Raw genomic sequence first — 23,173 nt, forward strand, 5'->3', positions numbered from 1 at the left:
ATTTTCCCGTTAATCCCGGAAGTGATCCCAGCCACCCCGCGCCTCGACCCGCCCGGTGACCTGCACTCCCTCACCATCGGTGACCCGCCCGATGACCCGCCACTCCGGCGGCAGCCGCACACCCGCCGGGTAGGAGGCGACCAGCGCGTGGTCCTCACCGCCGGTCAGCACCCACCGCAGCGGGTCCTCTCCCAGCTCGGCCGCGGCGGCGGTCAGCTCCGCGGGCACCTCCAGCGCGTCCGGGTCGACCTCCACCCTCACCCCACCGGCCGCGGCGATGTGGCCGAGGTCCTGCACGAGCCCGTCACTGACGTCGGCCATCGCCGTGGCCCCCAGCACGGCGGCCCCCGGGCCGCAGGCGTACGGCGGGCGGGGCCGCCGGTGCGCGTCCGTCAACTCCTGGAACGCCTCGCCGGTCCGGCCCGCGAGGAGCAGGGCGAGCCCCGCCGCCGCGTACCCGAGCCGCCCGGCGATCGCCACCACATCTCCGGGACGGGCGCCGCTCCGGGTGACCGGGGCGCGCCCGCCGAGGTCGCCGAGCGCGGTCACCCCCAGGACGATCTGCTCGGAGCGGGTGATGTCGCCGCCCGCGACGCTCGCACCGACCAGCGCGCACTCGTCGCCGAAGCCGTCGGTCAGCCCGTCCAGCCACTCCGCCGGGAGGTCGGCGGGCAGGCCGAGGCCGACCACGAGGGCCGTCGGGTCGGCGCCCATCGCCGCGACGTCGGCGAGGTTCTGCGCCGCGGCCTTGCGGCCGATGTCGTAGGCGCTGGACCAATCGCGGCGGAAGTGCCTACCCTCGAGTAGGAGATCCGTCGTCACGACGACCCGTCCATCGGGGGCGCGGAGGACCGCGGCGTCGTCCCCGGGACCGAGCAAAACCGCCGGAAATTGTGGCAATCGTCCAACAATACGGGCAATGATCCCGAATTCCCCAAGATCTGCGGCTCTGATAGCACACCTCCAGGTCTGTTGCATGTACGGTGGCGATTCGGACTGATCGAGTAACGGCACTGAAACAATTCGCCCCCGCGGGAGGACGTGATGGTGCACGCCTACATCCTTATCCAGACAGAGGTCGGCAAGGCGGCCGCGGTCGCCGGCGCGATCGCGGGCATCCAGGGTGTGACCCGCGCCGAGGACGTCACCGGCCCCTACGACGTGATCGTCCGCGCCGAGGCCAACAACGTGGACGAGCTCGGCAAACTGGTGGTAGCGCAGATTCAGGCCGTCGAGGGGATCACGCGTACCCTTACCTGTCCGATCGTGCACATCTGAGCGAGTCTTTCCGGGGGGAGCCATGAAGCGGGCCGTCATGGCCGTGGCGGCCCTGTCGCTGCTGGCGGCCGGGTGCGGCGGGGCCGTCCGCGTGGATCCTCCCACCCCGCGGGGGACGGCGGCGACCGCGTGCGCGGCGCTGACCGACCGGCTTCCCCGCACCCTGGACGGCGCGGAGCGCGTCCCGTCCGACCCCCCTTCGCCGTACGTCGCGGTGTGGGGCGAGGGAGAGATCGCGCTCCGCTGTGGGGTGCCACGGCCGGCGGCCCTGGACCCGACGCAACAGGTGCCCGAGATCAACGGGGTGCCGTGGTTCGCCGACCCGGCCAGGCCGTCGCTGTTCACGGCGCTGATCCGGGACGGCTACGTCGAGGTGACGATCTCTCCACGGCATCAGGCGGCGAGCGTCCTCCTCGACCTGGCCGCGCCCATCAAGGCCGCCTTCTCCGCCTGACGCCCACCCCGGCTCCACCGCCGGAGGCTCAACGCAGGCCGACGGGGCGGTGCAGCGCGAGCTGGATCAGGCGGTCCACCAGATCGGCGTAGGGCACTCCGGAGGCCGCCCACAACTGCGGCGCCACCGACATGGCCGTGAACCCCGGCATCGTGTTGATCTCGTTGACGATCAGGCCGCCCGACGCGGTGTAGAAGAAGTCGACGCGGGACAACCCCTCGCAGCCGAGCGCCTCGAACGCCCGCACCGCCATCGCGCGCAGCTCCTCGCTCACCGCCTCGGGGATGTCGGCGGGCACCTGCAGCCGCATGTCCGACCCGATGTACTTGGCGCTGAAGTCGAAGAACTCGTGCGACTCCGCCACCAGCACCTCGCCCGGCAGGCTGGCGGCGGGCGGGTCGTCGCCGGGCGACTGCAGCACCGCGCACTCGATCTCGCGTCCCTGGATGGCCGCCTCGACGAGGATCTTCGGGTCGTGCTCGCGGGCCAGCTCCACCGCCCGTTCCAGGTCCTGGAAGTCGTCCACCCGGGAGATGCCCTGGCTGGAGCCTGCGCGGGACGGCTTGACGAAGACCGGCAGGCCGAGCACCTCGATGTCCTTGAGCACCCGCTCGCGGTCGAGGCGCCAGTCGCGGTCGCGCACCACGACGTGCGCACCCACCGGCAGCCCGGCGGCGGCCAGCAGCGTCTTCATGTACGCCTTGTCCATGCCGACGGCGCTGGCCAGCACCCCTGACCCGACGTAGCGGACGCCCGCCATCTCCAGCAGGCCCTGGATGGTGCCGTCCTCGCCGAACGGACCGTGCAGCATCGGGAAGACGACGTCCACCCGCCCGAGGGACGCGGGGATGGTCCCGGCGTCGAACGCCACGAGGGAGCCGTCGCCGGAGGGCAGCGCGAGCGCCCTGCCCGAGTCGTCCACCCTGGGCAGCTCTTCGCCCTCGATCTCGAACCTCTGGTCGTCCTGGGCGAGCACCCACCGCCCGTCCGGCGCGATGCCGATGGGCACGACGTCGTACTTGGACCGGTCGATGGCCGCCAGGACGCTGCCCGCGCCCATCAGAGACACGGCGTGCTCGGAGTTGCGGCCGCCGAAGACCACCGCCACCCGTACGCGAGGCCGGGATTCCTGCTGCTCGTTCATGATGCCCGAATCTACCTTGCGTCCTTGTCGTCCCTGCTTGTCAGGACCTACCCATCTCCGGTCAGTGCCCCGCAACCAGCGGGTCAGGCCCGGGTCGTGGAGGTGGAGCGAAGGGCGTCGAGCGCCTCGGTGACGTCCGCGATGAGGTCCTCGGCGTCCTCGAGGCCGATCGAGAAGCGCACCGCGCCGGCGTCGGCCCCGGAGGAGGCCGGGGCCGCGTCGCCCGCCCGCCGGGTCGTGGAGGCGACGTGCGCGACCTTGGTGTGCGTGCCGCCGATCGAGGCCGCGATGAGGGGCATCCGCAGCGTGTCGGCGAGCATGACCCCGGCCTCGTAGCCGCCGTGCGGGACCACGGTGACGCAGGCGCCGTACCGCGTGCCCTCGGGGCCGGCGTCGAAGAGCTGGCGGGCGAGCTGGTGGCCCGGGTGGCCGGGCAGGCCGGGGTAGTCGACGCGGCGCACCGCCGGGTGCTTGGCCACCGCGGCGGCGAACACCATCGCCGTCGCGCACATGCGCCGCACCCGCAGCGTCAGCGTGGCCAGGCCCCTGCGCAGCAGGAACGCCTCGTCGGGGGCCATGACGCCCCCGGTGTCGACGCGGACCTCGCGGATCTGGGAGATCAGGTCGGGGCGGCCGACCACGGCACCGCCCATGCCGTCGTCGTGCCCGCCGATGTACTTGGTCGCCGAGTGGACGACCAGGTCGGCGCCGTGCTCCAGCGGACGGCAGACCACCGGGGTGGCGGAGGTCGAGTCCACGACGAGCAGCGCACCGGCGTCCCGCGCGATGCGGTACAGGCCCCGGATGTCGGCGACCGCCATGCTCGGGTGGCTCAGCGTCTCGGCGTAGACGATCTCGGTGCTGGAGCGTACGGCGGCGTGCACCCGGCGCAGGTCGGAGTAGTCCACGAAGTCCACCGACACCCCGAAGCGCGACAGCACGTTCGACAGCAGCGAGCGGGTGCCGGCGTATAACTGCGCGGGCGCCACGACGTGGGCGCCGGCCCGCAGGAAGGTCATGAACACGGCGTGCACCGCCGCCATGCCGGAGGCGAACGCCTGACCGGCGACGTCCTCGGGGGCGGCGGCGCCCTCCAGCGCGGCGATGCCCTCGGCGAACGCCGCCACGGTCGGGTTGTCGATGCGGCTGTAGGCGTACCCCGGCACGCGCTCCCCGAGCACGTCGGCGTACTCGGCGGAGCTGTCGAAGCTCCACGCGGAGGTGCGCCACACCGGCAGGCCGATGGGGAGCCGGCGCGAGTCCGGCGGCGGGGGGAGGTGGACGGCCCGGCTGTTCTCGCCGAGCCGCCTGCGCATACGTCGGGAGGAAGTCACACGCCGTACCGTTCGGGCTTGGGAGTCCGCGACATGAGCAGCATCGCGGCCTCGCTGGGGGTCATTCCGTCGTGGACGACGCCCACCACGACCTCGGTGATCGGCATCTCCACGTCGTGCTTCCTCGCCAGGTCGAGCACCGACTCGCAGGACTTGACCCCTTCGGCGGTCTGCCTGGTGGCGGCGATGGTCTCGGCCATGGTCATGCCACGGCCGAGATTCTCCCCGAACGTGCGGTTGCGCGACAACGGGGAGGTGCAGGTCGCGACGAGGTCTCCCATGCCGGCCAGACCGGCGAAGGTGTGCGGGTCGGCGCCGAGCGCGGCGCCCAGCCGGGCGATCTCGGCCAGCCCACGGGTCATCAGCGTCGCCCGGACGTTGTCCCCGAGCCCCATGCCGGCGGCCACGCCGACCGCCAGGGCGATGACGTTCTTGACCGCGCCGCCCAGCTCGACCCCGACGACGTCGGTGTTGGTGTAGGCGCGGAACCACGGCAGGTGGCAGGCCTCCTGCAGGCGGGCGGCGACCGCGTCGTCCTCGCTCGCGACGACCGTGGCGGCCGGCTCGTGCCTGATCAACTCGCCGACGAGGTTCGGCCCGGAGACCACCGCGATCCGGTTCGCCGGGACCCCGGCGACCTCGCCGATGACCTCGCTCATGCGCTTGCGGGTGCCGCGCTCGACGCCCTTCATCAGGCTGACCAGCACGGCGTCCGGCGGGATGTGCGGGCTCCAGGCGGCGAGGTTCTCGCGCAGCGTCTGGGAGGGGACGGCGAGGACCACGAAATCGGCGCCCTCCATCGCCTCGGCCGGGTCGGTGGTGGCGCGGACGGAGTCGGGCAGCCGCACGCCGGGAAGGTATTCGGGGTTCTCGTGCCGCCGGTCGATGGCCTCCACCACCTCGGCGCGCCGCCCCCACAGCGTCGCGGGCGTGCCCGCCTCCGCCAGGATCATGGCGAAGGTCGTGCCCCACGAACCGGTCCCGAAAACGACGGCCTTGGTCATCTGCTCACCGTACGCCCACTCCGCGACGCGTCGTCGCCGCCGCTGGATCGATCACTTAGCCGGCCACCGTCCCCACCGGCGGGCGGGGCACCGCCCCGGCCGCCGGCGCCGCGGGTCACCCGGCCTGGCTCTCGGTCTCGCCGAAGGGGGTGTCCGGTGCCTTCTCTCCGCGCAGTTCGGCGAGCTGGGCGGTGATGGCGGCCATGATGTCGGCCGTGGCGTCCTTGAGCACCTGGGAGCGCATGGGCAGCCCCGCGTACTTGGACAGGTCGACGGGCGGGCCGGCGAGCACCCGGAAGGTCTTGCGGGGGAACAGCCGCGGCTTCTTCTCCCCGTACGGCAGCAGCTCCTGGGCGCCCCAGTGGGCGACCGGGATGACCGGCACGCCGGTGGCCAGGGCCAGGCGCGCGACACCGGTCTTGGCGGTCGTCGGCCACAGATCGGGGTCGCGGGTGATCGTGCCCTCGGGGTAGAAGATCACGCAGGAGCCGTCCTTGAGCGCCTGCTCGGCGTCCTTGAGCGAGCGGGCCGCGTCGGTGCTGCCGCGGTGGACCGGGATCTGCCGGCACTTGCGGACGATGGTGCCGATGACCGGGATGTCGAACACGCCGGCCTTGGCCAGGTAGACCGGCCAGCGGCCGCTGTTGTAGGCGAAGTGGGCGAACAGCAGCGGGTCGGTCCACGACAGGTGGTTGGCCGCGATGATCACGCCGCCGGTGCGGGGGACGTTGGCGCGGCCCCGCCAGTCGCGCTTGGTGAACAGCAGCAGCAGCGACTTCACGATCGCGACAACGAGGACTTCCCAGAAGATGGGCGGGCGTCCGGGGCGGCTCATCGACTCCTCCAGTCATGCAGTGCGCCATCAGTCTCCCGGTTGGCTCCAGGGAATGTCGAGGCGGGATGCTTAGGCTATGCGCCGTACCGAACCCGGCGGGCCCCGCCCGCGGCAGCGCTGGACCATTGTGGTGCCGGTGAAGACCCTCATCGCCGCCAAGACGCGCCTGGCCGACGCGGCCGGCCCGCACCGGGCCGCCCTGGCCGTGGCGATCGCCGGCGACACGGTGGCGGCGGCGCTGGCCTGCCCGGCCGTGGCACGGGTCGTGGTCGTCACCGGCGACCCGGTGCCCGCCGAGGCGCTGGCCGCCCTGGGCGCGCTGGTGGTGCCCGACCCGCTGGCCGGGCTGAACGCCGCCCTGCGGGCGGGGGCGGCGCACGCGCTGCGGCTCGTGCCGGACGGGCCGGTCGCGGCGCTGCAGGCCGACCTGCCGGCTCTGCGGCCCGCCGAGCTCGGGGTCGCGCTGGCGGCGGCCGGTGATCTCGACGCCTCGTTCGTGCCGGACGCGGCCGAGGTCGGCACCACCTTCTACGGGGTGCGGGCGGGGGTGCCGTTCCGGCCGGGGTTCGGCGGGGAGTCGCGGGCCAGGCATCTGGCGGGCGGGGCCAAGGAGCTGGCGCTCGACGGCATCCCGTCCCTGCGACGGGACGTCGACACCCCGGCCGACCTGCGGGAGGCGATCACGCTCGGCGTGGGCCCGCGCACCCGGGCCGTCGTACAGGCGATGCGGCCGTGGCAGGGGCGGGCCTGGGTCGAGGAGCGGGAGTGAACGGCGGGCCGGTCAGTGCCCGGCCTGGTCTTCCTCGCGGGCGTGCTTGGGCAGCAGGAAGGCGACCAGGAAGGTCAGCAGCAGCATGCCGTCCACGACCCACAGGATCGCCTTCATCGACGTGCTGAACCCCTGCTTCGCCGCCTCGCCGGCGGCCCGGGTCACGATCCGGCCGATCGGTTCGGCGGCCTGCGGGGTCGGCGCCGCGGCACCGACGTCGGCCACCAGCCGTTCGCAGGAAGCGGGGGTGGCCTCCTGGTCCTTGGCGACCGCGCGGTCGTGCGTGCACGCGCGCACTCCGGCGACGATGCGCTCCTGGTGCTCACCGGTCACCTGGACGGCGGCCAGCTCGGCGCGGAGCTTCGGCGCAGCGTCGCCGGCCGCGGCGGCGACTCCGCTGCCGAGCATGCCGAAGAACACCGTGCCGAGCAGGGCCACGCCGAACGCGCTGCCGAGCTGCTGGATCGCGGTGAGGGTGCCGGAGGCCGAGCCGGTCTCGTGCTGCTCGACACCGGCCAGGACGATGGCGAAGAACGGCGCCATCAGCAGGCCCATGCCGGCGCCGGTCACCAGCAGGGCGGGCAGGAGCTGCCAGGGGCTGACGCCGACTCCGGCGATGTTCAGCGTCACCAGGATCCCCAGCACGCCCGCCGCCATGAGCAGGGTGCCCCCGTGCAGCAGCCTGCGGCCGTACTTCTGCAGCGGCTGGGCCAGCCCGAACCCGATGACCATGCCCACCGACCAGGGCGCCATCGCCAGGCCGGCCTTGAGGGCGTCGTAGCCGAGCCCGATCTGGGTGTAGAGGTTGAACACCAGCGCGAAGCCGGTCATGCCGGAGAAGAAGACCAGGCCGGTGACCAGGCCGCCGGTGAAGGCGCGCTTGCGGAACAGGCTGGGCACGACCAGCGGGTCGCCGCCCGCCTTGGCCTTGCGCGACTCGTACCAGCCGAAGAGCGCGAAGACCGCGATCGAGGCGGCGATCATCAGGAACGACCAGAGCGGCCAGTCGTGCTCGCGTCCCTGCACCAGCGGGAAGATGATCAGCAGGCCCGCCAGCGAGGCGAGCAGGACACCCGCGACATCCAGCTTGAGCGGATGCGGCGAGCGTGACTCGGGCAGGAAGCGCAGCCCGCACAGGACGGCGGCCAGGCCGAGCGGCAGGTTGATCAGGAAGATCATGCGCCAGCCGGTGCCGAAGAAGTCGGCGTCGACCAGCCATCCGGCCAGGACGGGGCCGCCGACCGACGATAGGCCCATGACCGGGCCGAACAGGCCGAACGCGGCCTGCATCTCCTTCGGCGGGAACATCTCCTTGATCATGCCGAGGCCCTGGGGCAGCATGACCGAGCCGAACAGGCCCTGGACGACGCGCGCGGCGACCAGCAGCTCGGGCCCCTGGGCGACGGCGCACAGCAGCGAGCCGATGGTGAAGCCCGCGGCGCCGATGAGGAACATCCGCTTGCGGCCGTAGATGTCGCCGAGCCGGCCGCCGGTGATCAGGCCGACGGCCATGGACAGGGTGTAGGCGGCGCCCAGCCACTGGATGATCGCGGCGCTGCCGCCGAGCTCGGCCCGGATGGTCGGCGCGGCGATGTTGGTCACCATCGCGTCGAGCATGTCCATCACCTCGGCCGCGAGGACGATGAACAGGGCGGCCCAGCGCCAGCGGTAGGGGGCGGTCTGCGGTGGAGAGGTCTGCGCGGTGAGGTCTGCCGCGGTCATGGGGGCTCCTTGACGGGAGTGGGGGAACGGGAGGACGACGGGGCGGGGCGTACCGGGACACCGGCCCACGACACCCACGGACGTGCGAGTAGAACGGTGTTCACCATAGCCGATCGCTGTTCTACCATTGAACAGTGTTCGTCGAAACGTTCGGCGTTCTTAAGATATGTCGCGATTGCGATGCAGACAAGATATATCGCGAAACCGAGCGGTGTTCTGTGCGGCGAGCGCCGTTCGGGGGGCGGGCTAGACTCCGGGGAAACCCAGGATGAGCGGAGGCGGTGGCACCATGACCGAGCCGGCCCACGACGCGGAGGCCGTGCCGGCGCCGCCCTGGGAGCGGGCACGCAGACGAGCCGCGCCGGTACGGGTGCCGCTCACCCTCGACCGCATCGTCGACGCCGCCTACACCGTGCTCGACCGCGAGGGGTACGACCGGCTCAGCATGCGCCAGGTGGCGGCCGAGCTGGGGGTCGCGGTCTCCGCCCTGTACGCGCACGTCACGAGCAAGGACGAGCTGCTCGACCGCATGTACGCCAGGCTGTTCGACGGCCACGGGCTGCCCGACCCCGATCCCGAGCGGTGGCGCGAGCAGATCAAGCAGTACGCGCGAGACGGCCGGGCGCGGCTGCGGGCCCACCGCGACATGGCGCGCATCTCCATGGCCCGCGTGCCGATGACCCCGGAGCTGCTGCCGCACATCGAGCAACTGCTCGCCGTCTTCCGCGCGGCGGGACTGCCCGACCGGGTGGCCGCCGCCGCGGGCGACATGCTCTCCACCTACCTCGACGGGTTCGCCTACGAGGAGTCGATGTGGGAGGAGCGCCGCCGGGAGGCCGAGGTCGCGAGCTGGCCCGAGTTGCGGGCCGGCATGGTGGAGTACTTCCAGTCGCTGCCGCCCGACCGGTTCCCGCACCTGCGCGACCTGGCCGCCATGATGATCGCGGAGAACAACGACAGCCGGTTCGAGCTCGGCCTGGACATCATCCTGCGCGGCCTGGCCTCCTACATCCCGCCCGGCCACGGCACCGGCGAACCCGGACCGGCCGAACGCGGCGGCGACGACCCGGGCCAGGCGACCGGCTAGAGAGCCACGAACGTGCGCCGGGAGACCAGCACCGGCACATGCGCCAGGGCGATGACGGCCCCGGCCACCCACAGCGCGGTCCCCACTCCACGCCACTCCCCCACCAGTCCGCCGAGAACCCCGCCGAACGGCATGGCGCTCCACATCAGGAAACGCATCGAGGCGTTCATCCGGCCGAGCAGGTGCGGCGGGCACATCGCCTGCCGGTAGCTGAGCTGCGTCACACTGAAGATCGTGCTCGCGAACCCGCCCAGGGCCAGGCCGAGCGGGAACAACAGCACCCGCCAGCCGGGTGCGGCCAGACAGGCGACCAGGAGCGCGGGCAGCGCCAGCGCGGCGGAGACGTAGAGCGTCGGCCCCGTCCGCCAGCGGGCCACGGCACGCGGGGCGGCCACCGCGCCGAGCAGGCCGCCCACCGCACCCGCGGCCACCACCGCGCCGTACAGGCCGGGGCCCAGCCCCAGCTCGCGCAGGACGAACAGCGCCTGTGCCGACGTCCAGGCTCCGAAGCCGAGCATGTTGAGCGCGCCGACCAGCGCGATGACCCGCAGCACCGGGTGCCCGGCGACGAACCGCACCCCCTCGGCGACCTCCTTGACCAGGCTTCCCCGCTCCGGCGTCCGGTCCGGTGACGTCTCGGGGACCGCGATGCGGGAGAGCAGGGTGGCCGACAGTGCGTAGCTCACGGCGTCCACGAGCAGGGCGAGCGGCGCGGTGACGACCTGGACCAGCCAGCCGCCCAGCCCCGGCCCGGCGAGCGAGGCCGTGGAGCGGATGGCCTCGACCGTCCCGTTCCCGCGGGCCAGGTCGGGCCCGTGCACGATGGACGGCAGGAAGCTCATGTGCGCGACGTCGAAGAAGACCGCGCACAGCCCGGCGAGCAGCGCCACAGCGTAGAGCTGGGGAAGCGAAAGGACGCCGGCCAGTGCGGCGGCGGGGATGCTCCCGAGCGCGACGGCGCGCAGCGCGTCGGCGGCGACCAGCACCCGCCGGCGGGAGAGCCGGTCGACCAAGACGCCTGCGGGCAGCCCGACCAGCAGGAACGCGGCCATCTCCGCGGCGGTCAGCAGGCCCACCTGCAACGGGCCGGCGCTCAGGGTCACGACGGCGACCAGCGGGAGGGCGACGAGGCTGACCTGGGTGCCGACCTGGCTGACGGCGTCGGCGCCCACGAACATGACGTAGGGCCGATTGCGGCGCAGAGCGTGGGAAGTGCCGGTTGTGACCACGAAGAGCCACCATGACCGGCTCCCCGGCGGCCGGTCAACCGATTAACGGGCCGGTAGACTGGCCGCCGTGCAGGCCACCGTGCGGACCTTCGACCCCGACACCCGGTCAGGCTCGGTCTTCCTCGACGACGGCGCCGAGATCCCGTTCGACGCCGTGGCCTTCGGCGCCGGCTCGCTGCGACTGCTGCGCCCGGGCCAGCGGGTGAACATCTCCCTCACCGACGGCATCATCACCGCGATCACCCTGTCGACCTTCCCCCTGCCCGGCGAAGGTCTCTGAGCCACCCGCGGGACGGCCGGGCGCGGTGACGCCCGGAGACCCCTGGTGAGGGTTCCGGGCGTCGGTGCCACTCAGGTGTTCACTTCTTCTTGGCGAGCTTCTTCCCCGCGGCGTTCACCTGGTCCTTGAAGTCGGCGCCCGGCCGGAACTTGGGCGCCCAGCTCTCATCGACCTTGATCGGCGCACCGGTCGAAGGGTTCCTGGCCTGGCGAGCCGGCTTGTGTGCCATCTCGAAGGCCCCGAAGCCCGTGATGGAGACCTTGTCCCCGTTCGAGACAGCATGCTGGATGGCCTCGATTATGGCGTTCACGGCCTCGGTGGCCGTCTTCTTGTCGCCGACCCGATCGGTGATCGCATCGACGAGTTCTCGCTTGTTCATCTGGCTTGCTCCCCCTGTCACCGCTGTCTGAGGATGAACATCGCGGCCGGCAGTTGCGCGGCCCCGTCTTCACCCGGTGTGCCGGGTGCGGGGTTTCGGCACGCACCCACCAGTCAACGGTCAGAAACCCCTTACCCGCTTGAAATTAAGGGACACACGGCCAGGACTCAATCACATTCCGCGATGTTTCGCCTACCCGGCGTGTCGATTTCGGCTTCGAGGTCGGCGAGAAAGGCGTCCAGACGGACACGAGCATGATCCAGATCGTGCTTCGCAAGATCACATATCACGACAAATCGTCGCGTGAAGCGTTCCTTCTCCTCCGGAGACAACCGCGCGGCGGCCACCCGACGGTAAACATCGCGCAACCGCCGCGCCAGCTCGTCTCCGGAGCCCGCGGTGTCGGTCAGACGGTCGTCGGCAGCCATGGCTGCCGCCCATTCTCGTACGCCGCCACCTCGTCGGCGTACCGCAGGGTCAGGCCGATGTCGTCCAGCCCCTCCAGCAGCCGCCAGCGGGTGTAGTCGTCGATCTCGAACGCGGCCGTCTCGCCGCCCCAGCGCACCTCGCGCGCTTCCAGGTCGACGGTCACCTCGGTGGCCGGGTCGGCCTCGACGGCGGCCTGCAGCGCCTCGACCGCCGCCGTGGGCAGCACGACCGGCAGCAGGCCCATCTTGGTGGCGTTGTTGCGGAAGATGTCGCCGAAACGCGCGGCGATGACGGCGCGGAAGCCGTACTGCTGGAGCGCCCATACGGCGTGCTCGCGCGAGGAGCCGGTGCCGAAGTCGGGCCCGGAGACCAGGATCGAGGCCCCTGAGTACGCCGGGTCGTTGAGCACGAACCCCGGGTCCTCGCGCCAGGCGGCGAACAGGCCCTTCTCGAAGCCGGTGCGGCTGACCTGCTTGAGCCAGACCGCCGGGATGATCTGGTCGGTGTCGACGTTGCTGCGGCGCAGCGGGACGGCCCGGCCGGTGTGCGTGGTGAAGGCTTCCATGGTCGGCGAACTCCTTACAGGTCGGCGGGCGCGGTCAGTCGGCCGGTGACGGCGGTGGCGGCGGCGACGGCCGGCGACACCAGGTGGGTGCGCCCGCCCTTGCCCTGGCGCCCCTCGAAGTTGCGGTTGGAGGTGGAGGCGCTGCGCTCCCCCGGGGAGAGGGTGTCGGGGTTCATGCCCAGGCACATGGAACAGCCGGCCTGGCGCCACTCGGCCCCGGCGGCCTGGAACACCTCGTGCAGCCCTTCGGCCTCGGCCTCGGCCTTGACCTGCATCGAGCCGGGCACGATGAGCGTGCGGGCCTTCACCGTGCGGCCGCGCAGCACGTCGGCCGCGGCGCGCAGGTCCTCCAGCCGGCCGTTGGTGCACGAGCCGACGAAGACGGTGTCGACCTCGATCTGGTTGAGCGGGGTGCCGGCGGTCAGGCCCATGTACGAAAGGGCGCGGTCGGCGGCGGCCGGGTCGGAGGTCTCCTCCGGTGCGGGGATCGCGCTGTTGAGCGGCGCCCCCTGCCCGGGGTTGGTGCCCCAGGTCACGAACGGCGAGAGGGTCGAGGCGTCGATCTCGACCACCGTGTCGAAGACGGCGTCGTCGTCGGTGCGCAGCGAGCGCCAGTACTCCACCGCGGCGTCCCACGCCTCGTCGGTGGGGGCGTGCGGGCGGCCCTGGAGGTAGGCGAAGGTGGTCTCGTCCGGCGCGATCATGCCCGCCCGGGCGCCCGCCTCGATCGACATGTTGCAGACCGTCATGCGGCCTTCCATCGACAGGTCTCGGACGGCCTGCCCGCGGTACTCCACGATGTGGCCCTGGCCGCCACCGGTGCCGATCTTGGCGATGATGGCGAGGATGAGGTCCTTGGCGGTGACGCCGTACGGCAGGGCGCCACTGACCTCGATGGCCATCGTCTTCGGCCGGTAGGCCGGGAGGGTCTGGGTGGCGAGCACGTGCTCGACCTCGGAGGTGCCGATGCCGAAGGCGAGCGCGCCGAAGGCGCCGTGGGTCGAGGTGTGGGAGTCGCCGCAGACGATGGTCATGCCCGGCTGGGTCAGGCCGAACTGCGGGCCGATGATGTGGACCACGCCCTGACCGGCGTCGCCCATCGGGTGCAGGCGGACGCCGAACTCGGCGGCGTTCTTGCGCAGGGTCTCGACCTGGGCCTTGGAGACCGGGTCGGCGATCGGGCCGAGAACGGTCGGGACGTTGTGGTCCTCGGTGGCGATGGTGAGATCGGGCCGGCGCACCTTGCGCCCCGCCATGCGCAGGCCGTCGAACGCCTGCGGGCTGGTCACCTCGTGGATGAGGTGGAGGTCGATGTAGAGCAGGTCGGGCTCGCCGTCGGCACGGCGGACGACGTGCTGCTCCCATACTTTCTCGGCCAGTGTGCGACCCATGTCTCCAACGCCTCCTTGCGTCTCGTGACCCCCCGCTTACGTCTCAGATAACAAGACAGTAATTTCGGGATACGGACAGCCTACCCGCCCCCCACCAGGACGCCAGTTGCATCTCGGATAGCGAGACGGCAGTATCGGGTTATGGACAACTCTAGCGGAGTCGGCGTACTCGACAAGGCCGTGCTCGTGCTCAACGCCCTCGAAGCCGGTCCGGCGTCCCTGGCACAGCTCGTCCAGGCCACCGGGTTGGCCCGCCCCACCGCCCACCGCCTCGCCGTCGCCCTGGAGCACCACCGCATCGTCTCCCGCGACACCCAAGGGCGCTTCATCCTCGGGCCACGCCTGTCCGAGCTGTCCACGGCCGCCGGCGAGGACCGCCTGCTCGCCGTGGCCTCCCCCGTCCTCACCCACCTGCGCGACCTGACCGGCGAGAGCGCCCAGCTGTACCGGCGGCAGGGCGACGAGCGTGTGTGCGTTGCCGCCGCCGAGCGGGCCAGCGGCCTGCGCGACACCGTGCCGGTCGGCTCCTCCCTGCCGATGACCGCCGGCTCGGCCGCCCAGGTGCTGCTCGCCTGGGAGGAGCCCGACCGGCTGCACCGCGGGCTGCGCGGCGCGAAGTTCACCGCCGCCACCCTCGCCAGCGTGCGCCGCCGGAGCTGGGCGCACAGCGTCGGCGAGCGCGAGCAGGGCGTCGCGAGCGTCTCCGCGCCCGTGCGCGGCGCGGGCGGCAAGGTCATCGCCGCCGTCTCGGTCTCGGGGCCCATCGAGCGCCTCACCCGCACCCCCGGCCGCCTGCACGCCGCCCCGGTCGTCGCCGCCGCCGAGCGCATCACCGAGGCGATGCGCCGCGCCAACTGACCTCGCGTGCCTGGCCGGCCGGCGCCCCTGCCCCACCCACCGGCGCCCCGGCCGGCGGCCCCGCCCCCGACCCGTGCGAACTGGTTAGAGACGGCCGCCGCCAAGCACTAGCCTGGCGGAGTGACAGATCGCATCGAGGCAGCCGCGACGGAGCTGCGTCCCCTCCTTCAAGAGTTCATTCTCTGGGCACCCGACAACGCACCGGACAGTGATCCAGACCTGGTGGGACCCGCCGCTCTCTGGCACCGCCTGATCGCTCGCGACGACGTCCACCTGTGGAAGCGCGAAGACCTGCGCATGGTCCTGGTCGAGCGCCTGCCGCAGGTCGTCGAGGATGCCGACGCGGCCACGGACGGCATGATCCCCGCCGTGCGGGCCTATCTCACCTTCCTCTCCGAGACCGGCCGCCTCGCCGAGGGGTCCGACGACCTGGACGCCCTGCTCGACGAGCTGGACTCCGTCGAGGAGGACTTCGTCGAGGCCATGGAGGAGGTCACCGGCGAACGCGACTGGGACGACGAGGACGAGGAGCTCGACGAGGAGGAGGTCGAGGGCCTCGGCGACTTCGAGCCCTTCGCCGACGAGCTGGCCGATCTGCCCACCATCCGCCTGCGCCCGGACGCCGAGCTCGCCGCGGCGGCGCGCGAGGTGCCGCTGATCGGCAAGGCCCGCGACCTGGCCGTGTGGGTGGGCACCGCGCGCCAGGTCGGCGAGGACAGCCTGCTGAGCGACGACGAGATCCGCCAGGCCCTCGCCCTGCTCGGCCTGCCCGAGCCGGACGAGAAGCCGCTCGCCCACGCCGTCCCCGCGCTGTGGAACCTGTGGAACCTCGCCGTCGACCTGGAGTTCATCGCCCCCGACGGCGAGGACACCGTCAGCGTCGACGAGGACACCGCCGCCTGGCCGTTCGACGACGACGAGGACGTCCTGGACGCCTGGATGCTCGGCCTGCACTCGGTGGACTACGGCGACCCCGAGCTGGACGACGACGATCTCACCCTCGCCCTCTCCGGCCTCACCCGGGCGCTGCTGATCAGGCTGCTGCTGGCCGGCGGCGAGCGGGAGCTTCCCGGGCTGCGCGACGAGCTGGCCGAGGCCGCCGCCGAGTTCGACGACCTCGGCGCCGCCGCCTGGGAGGAGGCCGGCGACCCGCTCGCCCCGGTCCTCACGTGGCTGTCGGGTTATGGCATGGTCACCGTCTCCGGCGACGCCGTACGCCTCACCTCGCTCGGCACCGAGGGCGTGGTCCACCTGCTGGACGACGACGACGTCGAGGTGGACGCGCGGCCGGCGATCGACGCCATGAGCGCGCTCGACCTGCTGTCGCTCAGCGCCGACCTGCCCGAGGAGGAGGCCGACGCCGAGTTCGCCGCGTGGATGAAGCTGCGCGAGCCCGCCACGGCCGCCGAAGAGCTGCTGGAGGCCGCCTCGGAGGACGAGGCGGACGCGCTGATCCGCGTGCAGGCGGCCAGCCTGGTCGGCTCGCTCGGGCCGGTCGCCGTGCCCGCGTGGCGCGAGGCCCTCGGCGAGCCGTCGCTGCGCCCGTACGCCGCGACCCACCTGGCCCAGCTCGGAGTGGACGACGTGCCCGAGCCCACCCAGAGCGACACCCACTGGCTGATTCTCGACATGTGGACGATCGCGGCGGGCCTCGGCCGGCCCGAGTTCGTCAGCAGCCTGCACGACATCGGCCCCGCGCCGGTGCTGAGCAGCCTGCTGGAGATCATCTGGAAGGTGCCGCACCCGCACGTCGAGGAGCTGCTGGAGGCCATCGGCGAGGCCCATCCCGACCGGCAGGTGGCCAAGGCCGCCAAGCGCGCCCTCTTCAAGGCCCGCTCCAAGGCCTCGACGGACGCCGCCCAGTAGCTGTTCCGATCGCCCGCGCGGGCCCTTTCCCGCGCGGGCGCGGGCCCGTCCGGGAAAGTGAGAACCGGCGAACATGACGAAACCCCCGGAAAGCATGCTTTCCGGGGGTTTCCCCATCTGTAGCCCCGACCGGATTCGAACCGGCGCTACCGCCTTGAGAGGGCGGCGTCCTAGGCCGCTAGACGACGGAGCCAGGACGACATGAGGTGAGTCATGTCCATCGACCGCTGCAGAGTAGTCCCGACCGGATTCGAACCGGCGTTACCGCCTTGAGAGGGCGGCGTCCTAGGCCACTAGACGACGGGACCCTGCAGTGATCTCAATCGACGGAGGCGCCCTCTCGGACGCCCCGGCAACGGCCGTAACTCTACCGCACCCCGCAGAGCACGACCAAACCGTTCACCCGCCGGGCGGCCCGCACGGCTAGCCGAGGAGTCCGCGGCGGTAGGCCTCGGCGACGGCGGAGGCGCGGTCGCGGGCGTCCGGCTCGGCGCAGATGTGAACCAGGTGCGTCTTGACGCTCGCCTCGCTGATGTGCAGGCGGGCGGCCACCTCCCTGTTCGTTGCCCCCTCGGCGACCGCTCCGAGCACCTGGAGCTCTCGCGCTGAGCGCCCCGCCCACAGGCCACCGCAACCGGTCGACCAGCAGCCCCGCCACGGACGGCGACAGCGCCGTCTCGCCCCACTGGGCGGCGCGGACGGCGTGCGACAGTTCCCCGGGCATCGCGTCCTTCAGCAGGTAGCCCACCGCACCGGCCTCGAGCGCGGGGAAGACGTCACCGTCGCCGTCGAAGGTGGTCAGCACCAGCACCCGCACCGCCGGAGCGGCCACGCCGAGCCTGGCGGAAGATCGTGCAAATCCTGCACGGCCTGGCGCCCTGACGGCGGTGGTCCCGCCCCCGGGCACGGCGGCCGACCGACGTCGGAAACCGCCGGGCAGGGAGGTGCGCCTGGGCGGGCGCGGACGGAAAAGCGAAGCGCCTATGTCCTCGTGGAGGACATAGGCGCTCTCAGCAGGAAACCCTGCTGGGGTACCAGGACTCGAACCTAGACTAACTGAACCAGAATCAGTCGGGCTGCCAATTACCCCATACCCCATTGCTCGCGGGCCCTGGCTTGCCGCCGGGCTCGCTTGCGACTCCGAAAGAATAGCCCAGCTTGGCGGCCAAGACCAAAACGAACGCCGAACCGCTGAGTTCCCCCTGGTCTCCCCCACATCCGCCCGGTCGTCCACAGAGGCACTCCTCGATGTGCCGACGGCGGTCCCGCTGTGCAACTCTGCAAGGAAGACCCCGATGCCGAGTGAGGAGCCCGCGCGTTGACCGAGAACCCGTTCTTCGCCCCCAGTGCCCTGCCGTATCACCTGCCGCCGTTCGCCGAGATCCGCGAGGAGCACTACGCCCCCGCCTTCGAGCGGGGCATGGCCGAGCAGCTCGCCGAGGTCGAGGCCATCGCGGGCAGCGACCAGCCACCGACGTTCGACAACACCGTCGCCGCGCTGGAGCGGTCCGGGAGGCTGCTCGACCGTGTCTCGGCGGTCTTCTTCAACCAGGCCTCCTCCGACACCAATCCCACGGTGCAGGAGATCCAGAAGGACGTCACCCCCAAGCTGACCAAGCACAGCGATGCCATCCACCTCGACCGGCGGCTGTTCGCCCGCATCAGGGCCATCCCGGCCGACGGGCTGGACGCCGAGGAGCGCCGGCTGCTCGACCGGTACGTCACCGACTTCGTCCGGGCGGGGGCCGAGCTGGAGCCTGCGGACCAGGAGCGGCTGAAGGTCCTCAACGAGGAGCTGTCCACCCTGTCCACCCGGTTCGAGCAGAACCTCCTGGCCGCGATGAACGCCGCGGCGATCGTCGTCGACGACGTGGCCGAGCTGGACGGCCTGTCCGAGGACGCCGTGAAGGCGGCGGCCGAGAGCGCGCGGTCGCGCGGGCTGGACGGCAAGTACGTCCTCACGCTCGTGCTGCCGACCGGCCAGCCGGCGATGGAGGAGCTCGCCGACCGAGCGCTGCGCGAGCGCATCCACCGTGCCTCCACCGAGCGGGGCCTGGCCGAGAACTCCGAGCTCGTGCTCCGCATCGCGAAGCTCCGGGCCGAGCGCGCGGCGCTGCTCGGCTACGCCAACCACGCCGAGTACGTCGTCGCCGACCAGACCGCCCCGGGCACCCGCGCCGTCACCGAGATGCTCGCCAAGCTCACCCCGGCGGCGGTGGCCAACGCCCACCGCGAGGCCGAAGACCTGCGCGAGGAGGCCGGGTTCGCCATCGAGGCGTGGGACTGGTCCTTCTACGCCGAGAAGGTGCGCGCCACCCGCTACGCGATCGACAGCCGCCAGATGCGCCCGTACTTCGAGCTCGACCGGGTGCTGCGCGACGGCGTCTTCCACGCGGCGGGCAAGCTGTACGGCCTGCAATTCACTGAGCGCCCCGACCTTTCTGGCTACCACCCGGACGTACGGGTCTTCGAGGTGGCCGAGGAGGACGGCTCGCCGCTCGGGCTGTTCCTCGGCGACTTCTACGCCCGCCCGTCCAAGCGGGGCGGCGCGTGGATGAACAGCCTGGTCAAGCAGTCGGCGCTCGAGGGCGTCAAGCCGGTCGTGGTCAACAACCTCAACATCGTCAAGCCGCCGGCCGGCGAGCCGACCCTGATGACCTGGGAGCAGGTCAACACGATGTTCCACGAGTTCGGGCACGCCCTGCACGGCCTGTTCTCCGACGTGCGCTTCCCCCGGTTCTCCGGCACCTCGGTGCCGCGCGACTTCGTCGAGTACCCCTCCCAGGTCAACGAGATGTGGGCCACCTGGCCGGAGATCCTGGCCAACTACGCGCGCCACTTCGAGACCGGCGAGCCCATGCCGCAGGACCTCGTCGACCGCATGCTGGAGTCCGGCAAGTTCAACCAGGGCTACGCCACCGTCGAGTACCTCGCGGCCACACTGCTCGACTGGGCCTGGCACACCCTGACCGAGGAGCCGGTCGACGCGCAGGAGTTCGAGCGGCGGGCGCTGCGCGAGGCCGGAGTCGACCTGCCGCTGGTGCCGCCGCGCTACCGCAGCACGTACTTCGCGCACATCTGGGCCGGCGGCTACAGCGCGGGCTACTACTCCTACATCTGGAGCGAGGTGCTCGACGCCGACACGGTCGAGTGGTTCAAGGAGAGCGGCGGGCTCACCCGGGAGAACGGCGACACCTTCCGGCGCGAGCTGCTGTCCAAGGGCGGCAGCGTGGACGCGATGACGGCCTTCCGCGCCTTCCGCGGCCGCGACCCGCGCATCGAGCCGCTGCTGGAGCGCCGCGGCCTGCTCTGACCCCGAGCCGCTCCGGGTCCGATGTCCCGGCCCCGGAGCGGCCGGCGGAACGTCCTGCTCCCGAGCCGCGACATCGGCACGCCGTGGACCCGGAGCCGGCGGGGGACGCCATCCGGGGCCGGCGAGCGGACGCCGGAGTACGGAGACCCGGCACCGGCGCGCCCGGATTCGGGAGCGGTGAGCGTCGGCGCTCCTGAGAAACCATGAGATCCGGGCACCGGGCCGTGCGGAGATCTGCCGACCGGGCCCCGGGGCTGTCACCATCGGATCGTGGGCCCACGCATCCTGCTCGTCGACGATCACCCCGGATTCCGGCGCATGGCCCGCCGCATCTTGGAGGCCGGTGGGTTCGACGTGGTCGGGGAGGCCGCCGACGGCGCGCAGGCGCTGCGGTACGTGGACGAGCTGAGTCCCGAGATCGTGGTGCTGGACGTGCTGCTGCCGGACATCGACGGCATCGAGGTGGCCGACCGGCTGGCCCGGCTCACGCACGCACCCGTCGTGGTGCTCATCTCCAGCCGGTCCCGAGCCGACCTCGGCGACCGGCTGGCCGCGGCTCCGGTCCGGGGGTTCCTCACCAAGGAGGACTTCTCCGCCGAGTGCCTGGCCGCCCTCACCGGAGGGACGCCATGAACCGGGGCGCAGGCGCGACCGGGCAGGGGCCGCAGGACGCCCCGGCCGCGTTACCCGGCCCCACGACCCCCACCACCGCACGGCACCGGCCGGGCGAATCCCGCGACACATCCCGGCGGGGGGACGGGCTGCGCGCGTTGTCCGGGCCCGCGCCACCCGCGACGACGCGCGGCGCGGTGATCCTCGTCACCGGCCTGGCCCTGACCGGGTTCGACGCCTGGCTGGCCTCCCGGTGGGGCGCCTACGGCTCCCTGTTCTACGTGAAGGAGCTCGTCCAGGTCGTCGTCTGGCTGCTCGCCGGGGCCCTGGTCGCGCGGCTGCGGCCGGCGACGGCGATGGGCATGCTGATGATGCTGCTCGGCCTGCTCCTGGCCGCCGACGCTCCCGCCGCCTTCGCCCTGGAGGACACCCCGCCACCCCTGCGGGTGCTGGTCACCGCGGGGCTGCTGCTCACCGCGCTGCAGCTCCCCCTCGGCGCGCACGTCTTCCTGGCCTACCCGTCCGGCGTCGTCCGGGACCGCGCGGGCCGGGCCGTCATGCGCGCCGGCTACGCGTTCGGCGCCGTCTGGGCGTTCATCCTCCTGGTCGTCGGGCCGCCGCCCGCCCGGGGGCGATGCGTCGACGTCTGCGACCCGCTCGCCCTGATCGACAACCCCACCCTGCAGATGGCGGGCGCCAAGGGGCTCGCGATCGGCACCGCCCTGCTGGTCACCGTCGGCGGGGCCGTCATCGTCCGCCGGTACGCGCTGGCGGGGCGCCGCGAACGCCGTACCCTCGCCTTCCCCGCCGTCGCCATGGTGGCCACCGCCCTGCTCTGGGCGGCCGTCAACACCCAGGCCGCGATGTCGCCGCTGGTCGGGCAGGACATCCTCGGCCCGACGCTCGCCCTGGCGCAGTTCGCCGCCCTGGTCGCCGTGCCCGCGTCGTTCTTCATGGGCCTGCTGCGCGAACGCCTGGACGAGGCGCGGGTGTCCGACCTGGCCCGTCACATCGCCGAGCTGCCGGCCGAACGGCTGTGCGCCGCGCTGGCGACCGCCCTGGGCGATCCGCATCTCACCCTGGCCTTCCCGCTGGCGGACGGCCACAGCGACGCCGAGGGCCGTCCGCTGGACCTCGCGCGGGCGCGCCGGGGGCGTGCGGTGACCGCCGTGGGCGATACGCGGGCGCCCATCGCCCTGCTGGTGCACGACCCGAGCCTGTCCCGGCAGCCGGCGCTGGTGGAGGCCGTCAGCGCCGTCGCCCATCTGGCCCTGGAGAACGCCCGGCTGCAGGCCGCCGTCCGGGCCCAGCTCGCCCAGGTACGCGCCTCCCGTGCCCGTCTGGTGTCGGCCGGGGACCAGGCGCGGCGGCGGCTGGAACGGGACCTGCACGACGGCGCCCAGCAGCGGATGCTCTCCGCGGGCCTCGCGCTCCGCCTGCTCCGCCTCGACCTCGCCGCACGCGCACCCGCCGCGGAGACCATGAAGCTGCTGGACGAGGCGGAGGAGGAGCTGCGGACCGCCGGAGCCGAGCTGCGCGAACTGGCCCGTGGCATCCACCCGGCCATCCTCACCGTCCAGGGACTGGGCGCAGCTCTGCGGCAGCTCGTCCTGCGCGGCAAGGCCCCCGTCCACCTGGACCTCGACGACCTGCCGCGGTTGCGGCCGGAGATCGAGGCGACGGCCTACTTCGTGGTCGGCGAGGCGCTCACCAACGCCGTGCGCCACGCGGCGGCCTCGCGCATCGACGTCCGCGCCCGCGTCCGGGACGGCCGCCTGATCGTCACCGTCGCCGACGACGGAGCCGGCGGGGCGTCCGCGTTGCCGGGCTCGGGCCTCGCCGGTCTGGCCGACCGGGTGGCGGCCGTCGACGGGACGCTCACCCTGCACAGTCCGCCCGGCCAGGGCACCGAACTCACCGTGGACCTGCCATGCGCCTGATCATCGCCGACGACTCGCTGCTGGTACGGGAAGGGCTGGCCCGGGTGCTGACCGCGCTGGGCCACGAGGTGGTCGCCGCGGCGTGCCGGGCCGAGCAGGTGCTCGGCCTGGTGGCCCGGCACCGTCCCGACCTGGTCATCCTGGACGTCCGGCTGCCGCCGACGCTCACCGACGAGGGGCTGCGGCTCGCGGCGGCGATCCAGCGCCGCCACGCCGGCGTCCCCGTGCTCATCCTGTCCCACTACGTCGAGAGCTCCTACGTCACCGCGCTGCTCGACTCGGCGCGGGCCGGGGTCGGATATCTGCTCAAGGACCGGGTCACCGACCCGGACATGCTGGACGAGGTCCTCGCCCACCTGCGGCGCGGCGGCAATGCCGTGGACCCGGAGGTGGTGGCCCACCTGCTGGCCGCGCCACGTCCGGCCGATCCGCTGCTGCTGCTGAGCGAACGGGAGCGGGAGGTGCTCGCGCTGATGGCCCAGGGGCTCTCCGACCGGGGCATCGCCGAACGGCTCACCGTGGCGGTCACCACGGTCGGTACGCACATCCGCAGCATCTTCCACAAGCTCGGCCTGGTGGAGGAGCCGTCCAGCAACCGGCGGGTCACCGCCGTCCTCACCTACCTGACCGGCCGCGACGGGTGACCGCCAAGGCGCCTGCCGCGGACTCCGCGTGCCCTCCCCT

Annotated in this window: 23 protein-coding genes and 3 tRNA genes; 11 read left to right on the forward strand and 15 right to left on the reverse strand. The window is 72.5% G+C overall.

Annotated elements, in window-relative coordinates; all coding sequences use genetic code 11:
• Positions 1-9: 9 nt before the first annotated feature.
• A complete protein-coding gene (locus IEY93_RS05480) occupies positions 10-978 on the reverse strand; it encodes a thiamine-phosphate kinase (RefSeq protein ID WP_189161858.1) in 969 nt (322 codons plus the stop codon).
• A 66-nt stretch (positions 979-1,044) separates the two neighbouring features.
• On the opposite strand from IEY93_RS05480, the gene IEY93_RS05485 reads away from it, so the two are divergent.
• A complete protein-coding gene (locus IEY93_RS05485) occupies positions 1,045-1,278 on the forward strand; it encodes an Lrp/AsnC family transcriptional regulator (protein ID WP_189161859.1) in 234 nt (77 codons plus the stop codon).
• Positions 1,279-1,300: 22 nt separating this feature from the next.
• The gene (locus IEY93_RS05490) at positions 1,301-1,732 is read left to right on the forward strand and encodes a DUF3515 family protein (RefSeq protein ID WP_189161860.1); all 432 of its coding nucleotides are present in this window, start codon (positions 1,301-1,303) and stop codon (positions 1,730-1,732) included.
• Between the two features lie 28 nt (positions 1,733-1,760).
• Here IEY93_RS05490 and IEY93_RS05495 read toward each other — a convergent pair whose 3' ends face one another.
• From IEY93_RS05495 to IEY93_RS05510, 4 genes are all read right to left on the reverse strand, one after another.
• Entirely contained in the window at positions 1,761-2,876 is a 1,116-nt protein-coding gene (locus IEY93_RS05495) for a D-alanine--D-alanine ligase family protein (protein ID WP_189161861.1), read from the reverse strand.
• 83 nt (positions 2,877-2,959) lie between these two features.
• Positions 2,960-4,192, reverse strand: coding sequence for a trans-sulfuration enzyme family protein (locus tag IEY93_RS05500; RefSeq protein WP_189162039.1), 1,233 nt, complete (start codon positions 4,190-4,192; stop codon positions 2,960-2,962).
• A 14-nt stretch (positions 4,193-4,206) separates the two neighbouring features.
• Entirely contained in the window at positions 4,207-5,214 is a 1,008-nt protein-coding gene (locus tag IEY93_RS05505) for an NAD(P)H-dependent glycerol-3-phosphate dehydrogenase (protein ID WP_189161862.1), read from the reverse strand.
• A 115-nt stretch (positions 5,215-5,329) separates the two neighbouring features.
• Positions 5,330-6,049 (reverse strand): lysophospholipid acyltransferase family protein, encoded by a 720-nt coding sequence (locus IEY93_RS05510; RefSeq protein ID WP_189161863.1) that lies wholly within the window; start codon positions 6,047-6,049, stop codon positions 5,330-5,332.
• Positions 6,050-6,125: 76 nt separating this feature from the next.
• Between IEY93_RS05510 and cofC the strand changes: the two genes are divergently transcribed.
• On the forward strand, positions 6,126-6,818 hold the full coding sequence (gene cofC / locus IEY93_RS05515; protein ID WP_189161864.1) for a 2-phospho-L-lactate guanylyltransferase: 693 nt from the start codon (positions 6,126-6,128) through the stop codon (positions 6,816-6,818).
• A 12-nt stretch (positions 6,819-6,830) separates the two neighbouring features.
• Here the strand turns inward: cofC and IEY93_RS05520 are convergent, their stop codons facing one another.
• The gene (locus tag IEY93_RS05520) at positions 6,831-8,540 is read right to left on the reverse strand and encodes an MFS transporter (protein ID WP_189161865.1); all 1,710 of its coding nucleotides are present in this window, start codon (positions 8,538-8,540) and stop codon (positions 6,831-6,833) included.
• Between the two features lie 268 nt (positions 8,541-8,808).
• On the opposite strand from IEY93_RS05520, the gene IEY93_RS05525 reads away from it, so the two are divergent.
• Complete coding sequence (locus IEY93_RS05525; RefSeq protein ID WP_203968361.1) at positions 8,809-9,627, forward strand: TetR/AcrR family transcriptional regulator; 819 nt, start codon at positions 8,809-8,811, stop codon at positions 9,625-9,627.
• Here the strand turns inward: IEY93_RS05525 and IEY93_RS05530 are convergent.
• Positions 9,624-10,856: an MFS transporter gene (locus tag IEY93_RS05530; RefSeq protein ID WP_189161866.1), complete on the reverse strand. Its 1,233-nt coding sequence runs from the start codon at positions 10,854-10,856 to the stop codon at positions 9,624-9,626. The two genes, IEY93_RS05525 and IEY93_RS05530, sit on opposite strands and share 4 nt — an antisense overlap.
• A gap of 67 nt (positions 10,857-10,923) precedes the next feature.
• On the opposite strand from IEY93_RS05530, the gene IEY93_RS05535 reads away from it, so the two are divergent.
• Complete coding sequence (locus tag IEY93_RS05535) at positions 10,924-11,136, forward strand: hypothetical protein (protein WP_189161867.1); 213 nt, start codon at positions 10,924-10,926, stop codon at positions 11,134-11,136.
• A gap of 79 nt (positions 11,137-11,215) precedes the next feature.
• Here IEY93_RS05535 and IEY93_RS05540 read toward each other — a convergent pair whose 3' ends face one another.
• From IEY93_RS05540 to leuC, 4 genes are all read right to left on the reverse strand, one after another.
• Positions 11,216-11,515 (reverse strand): HU family DNA-binding protein, encoded by a 300-nt coding sequence (locus IEY93_RS05540; protein ID WP_189161868.1) that lies wholly within the window; start codon positions 11,513-11,515, stop codon positions 11,216-11,218.
• A gap of 167 nt (positions 11,516-11,682) precedes the next feature.
• Positions 11,683-11,943, reverse strand: a complete 261-nt coding sequence (locus IEY93_RS05545; RefSeq protein WP_189161869.1) for an SCO5555 family protein — start codon at positions 11,941-11,943, stop codon at positions 11,683-11,685.
• On the reverse strand, positions 11,922-12,509 hold the full coding sequence (gene leuD, locus IEY93_RS05550) for a 3-isopropylmalate dehydratase small subunit (RefSeq protein WP_189161870.1): 588 nt from the start codon (positions 12,507-12,509) through the stop codon (positions 11,922-11,924). Before leuD ends, IEY93_RS05545 begins: the two co-directional genes overlap by 22 nt.
• Before the next feature lie 14 nt (positions 12,510-12,523).
• Positions 12,524-13,900 (reverse strand): 3-isopropylmalate dehydratase large subunit, encoded by a 1,377-nt coding sequence (gene leuC, locus IEY93_RS05555; protein WP_189161871.1) that lies wholly within the window; start codon positions 13,898-13,900, stop codon positions 12,524-12,526.
• A gap of 141 nt (positions 13,901-14,041) precedes the next feature.
• On the opposite strand from leuC, the gene IEY93_RS05560 reads away from it, so the two are divergent.
• On the forward strand, positions 14,042-14,758 hold the full coding sequence (locus IEY93_RS05560; RefSeq protein WP_189161872.1) for an IclR family transcriptional regulator: 717 nt from the start codon (positions 14,042-14,044) through the stop codon (positions 14,756-14,758).
• A gap of 222 nt (positions 14,759-14,980) precedes the next feature.
• Positions 14,981-16,624, forward strand: a complete 1,644-nt coding sequence (locus tag IEY93_RS05565; protein ID WP_229690890.1) for a hypothetical protein — start codon at positions 14,981-14,983, stop codon at positions 16,622-16,624.
• Positions 16,625-16,744: 120 nt separating this feature from the next.
• Here IEY93_RS05565 and IEY93_RS05570 read toward each other — a convergent pair.
• The 4 genes from IEY93_RS05570 to IEY93_RS05585 all read right to left on the reverse strand — a co-directional run bounded on the left by IEY93_RS05570 (position 16,745) and on the right by IEY93_RS05585 (position 17,722).
• A tRNA-Glu gene (locus tag IEY93_RS05570) sits at positions 16,745-16,817 on the reverse strand.
• A 42-nt stretch (positions 16,818-16,859) separates the two neighbouring features.
• A tRNA-Glu gene (locus IEY93_RS05575) sits at positions 16,860-16,932 on the reverse strand.
• A gap of 115 nt (positions 16,933-17,047) precedes the next feature.
• Positions 17,048-17,215, reverse strand: coding sequence for a helix-turn-helix domain-containing protein (locus IEY93_RS39675; protein WP_372444474.1), 168 nt, complete (start codon positions 17,213-17,215; stop codon positions 17,048-17,050).
• A 435-nt stretch (positions 17,216-17,650) separates the two neighbouring features.
• Positions 17,651-17,722 (reverse strand) — tRNA-Gln (locus IEY93_RS05585).
• Between the two features lie 220 nt (positions 17,723-17,942).
• Here IEY93_RS05585 and IEY93_RS05590 point away from each other — a divergent pair.
• From IEY93_RS05590 to IEY93_RS05605, 4 genes are all read left to right on the forward strand, one after another.
• Positions 17,943-19,937 (forward strand): M3 family metallopeptidase, encoded by a 1,995-nt coding sequence (locus IEY93_RS05590; RefSeq protein WP_189161874.1) that lies wholly within the window; start codon positions 17,943-17,945, stop codon positions 19,935-19,937.
• Between the two features lie 270 nt (positions 19,938-20,207).
• On the forward strand, positions 20,208-20,570 hold the full coding sequence (locus IEY93_RS05595; RefSeq protein WP_189161875.1) for a response regulator transcription factor: 363 nt from the start codon (positions 20,208-20,210) through the stop codon (positions 20,568-20,570).
• Positions 20,567-22,489 (forward strand): sensor histidine kinase, encoded by a 1,923-nt coding sequence (locus IEY93_RS05600; RefSeq protein WP_189161876.1) that lies wholly within the window; start codon positions 20,567-20,569, stop codon positions 22,487-22,489. Before IEY93_RS05595 ends, IEY93_RS05600 begins: the two co-directional genes overlap by 4 nt.
• Positions 22,480-23,133 (forward strand): response regulator transcription factor, encoded by a 654-nt coding sequence (locus IEY93_RS05605; protein WP_189161877.1) that lies wholly within the window; start codon positions 22,480-22,482, stop codon positions 23,131-23,133. The genes IEY93_RS05600 and IEY93_RS05605 overlap by 10 nt, the downstream gene beginning before the upstream one ends.
• The last annotated feature ends 40 nt before the right edge of the window (positions 23,134-23,173 follow it).

This window comes from Sphaerisporangium melleum, assembly GCF_014646695.1.
Classification (GTDB): domain Bacteria; phylum Actinomycetota; class Actinomycetes; order Streptosporangiales; family Streptosporangiaceae; genus Sphaerisporangium; species Sphaerisporangium melleum.

What these genes read in the sequence shown, in the direction of transcription:
- IEY93_RS05600 (WP_189161876.1), top strand. Translation starts at nt 20,567, where the DNA reads ATGAACCGGGGCGCAGGCGCGACCGGGCAGGGGCCGCAGGACGCCCCG.
- IEY93_RS05540 (WP_189161868.1), bottom strand. Translation starts at nt 11,515, where the DNA reads ATGAACAAGCGAGAACTCGTCGATGCGATCACCGATCGGGTCGGCGAC.
- IEY93_RS05500 (WP_189162039.1), bottom strand. Translation starts at nt 4,192, where the DNA reads ATGCGCAGGCGGCTCGGCGAGAACAGCCGGGCCGTCCACCTCCCCCCG.
- IEY93_RS05605 (WP_189161877.1), top strand. Translation starts at nt 22,480, where the DNA reads ATGCGCCTGATCATCGCCGACGACTCGCTGCTGGTACGGGAAGGGCTG.
- IEY93_RS05495 (WP_189161861.1), bottom strand. Translation starts at nt 2,876, where the DNA reads ATGAACGAGCAGCAGGAATCCCGGCCTCGCGTACGGGTGGCGGTGGTC.
- cofC (WP_189161864.1), top strand. Translation starts at nt 6,126, where the DNA reads ATGCGCCGTACCGAACCCGGCGGGCCCCGCCCGCGGCAGCGCTGGACC.
- IEY93_RS05510 (WP_189161863.1), bottom strand. Translation starts at nt 6,049, where the DNA reads ATGAGCCGCCCCGGACGCCCGCCCATCTTCTGGGAAGTCCTCGTTGTC.
- IEY93_RS05545 (WP_189161869.1), bottom strand. Translation starts at nt 11,943, where the DNA reads ATGGCTGCCGACGACCGTCTGACCGACACCGCGGGCTCCGGAGACGAG.
- leuC (WP_189161871.1), bottom strand. Translation starts at nt 13,900, where the DNA reads ATGGGTCGCACACTGGCCGAGAAAGTATGGGAGCAGCACGTCGTCCGC.
- IEY93_RS05520 (WP_189161865.1), bottom strand. Translation starts at nt 8,540, where the DNA reads ATGACCGCGGCAGACCTCACCGCGCAGACCTCTCCACCGCAGACCGCC.
- IEY93_RS05560 (WP_189161872.1), top strand. Translation starts at nt 14,042, where the DNA reads ATGGACAACTCTAGCGGAGTCGGCGTACTCGACAAGGCCGTGCTCGTG.
- IEY93_RS05485 (WP_189161859.1), top strand. Translation starts at nt 1,045, where the DNA reads ATGGTGCACGCCTACATCCTTATCCAGACAGAGGTCGGCAAGGCGGCC.
- IEY93_RS05480 (WP_189161858.1), bottom strand. Translation starts at nt 978, where the DNA reads ATGCAACAGACCTGGAGGTGTGCTATCAGAGCCGCAGATCTTGGGGAA.
- IEY93_RS05505 (WP_189161862.1), bottom strand. Translation starts at nt 5,214, where the DNA reads ATGACCAAGGCCGTCGTTTTCGGGACCGGTTCGTGGGGCACGACCTTC.
- IEY93_RS05525 (WP_203968361.1), top strand. Translation starts at nt 8,809, where the DNA reads ATGAGCGGAGGCGGTGGCACCATGACCGAGCCGGCCCACGACGCGGAG.
- leuD (WP_189161870.1), bottom strand. Translation starts at nt 12,509, where the DNA reads ATGGAAGCCTTCACCACGCACACCGGCCGGGCCGTCCCGCTGCGCCGC.
- IEY93_RS05490 (WP_189161860.1), top strand. Translation starts at nt 1,301, where the DNA reads ATGAAGCGGGCCGTCATGGCCGTGGCGGCCCTGTCGCTGCTGGCGGCC.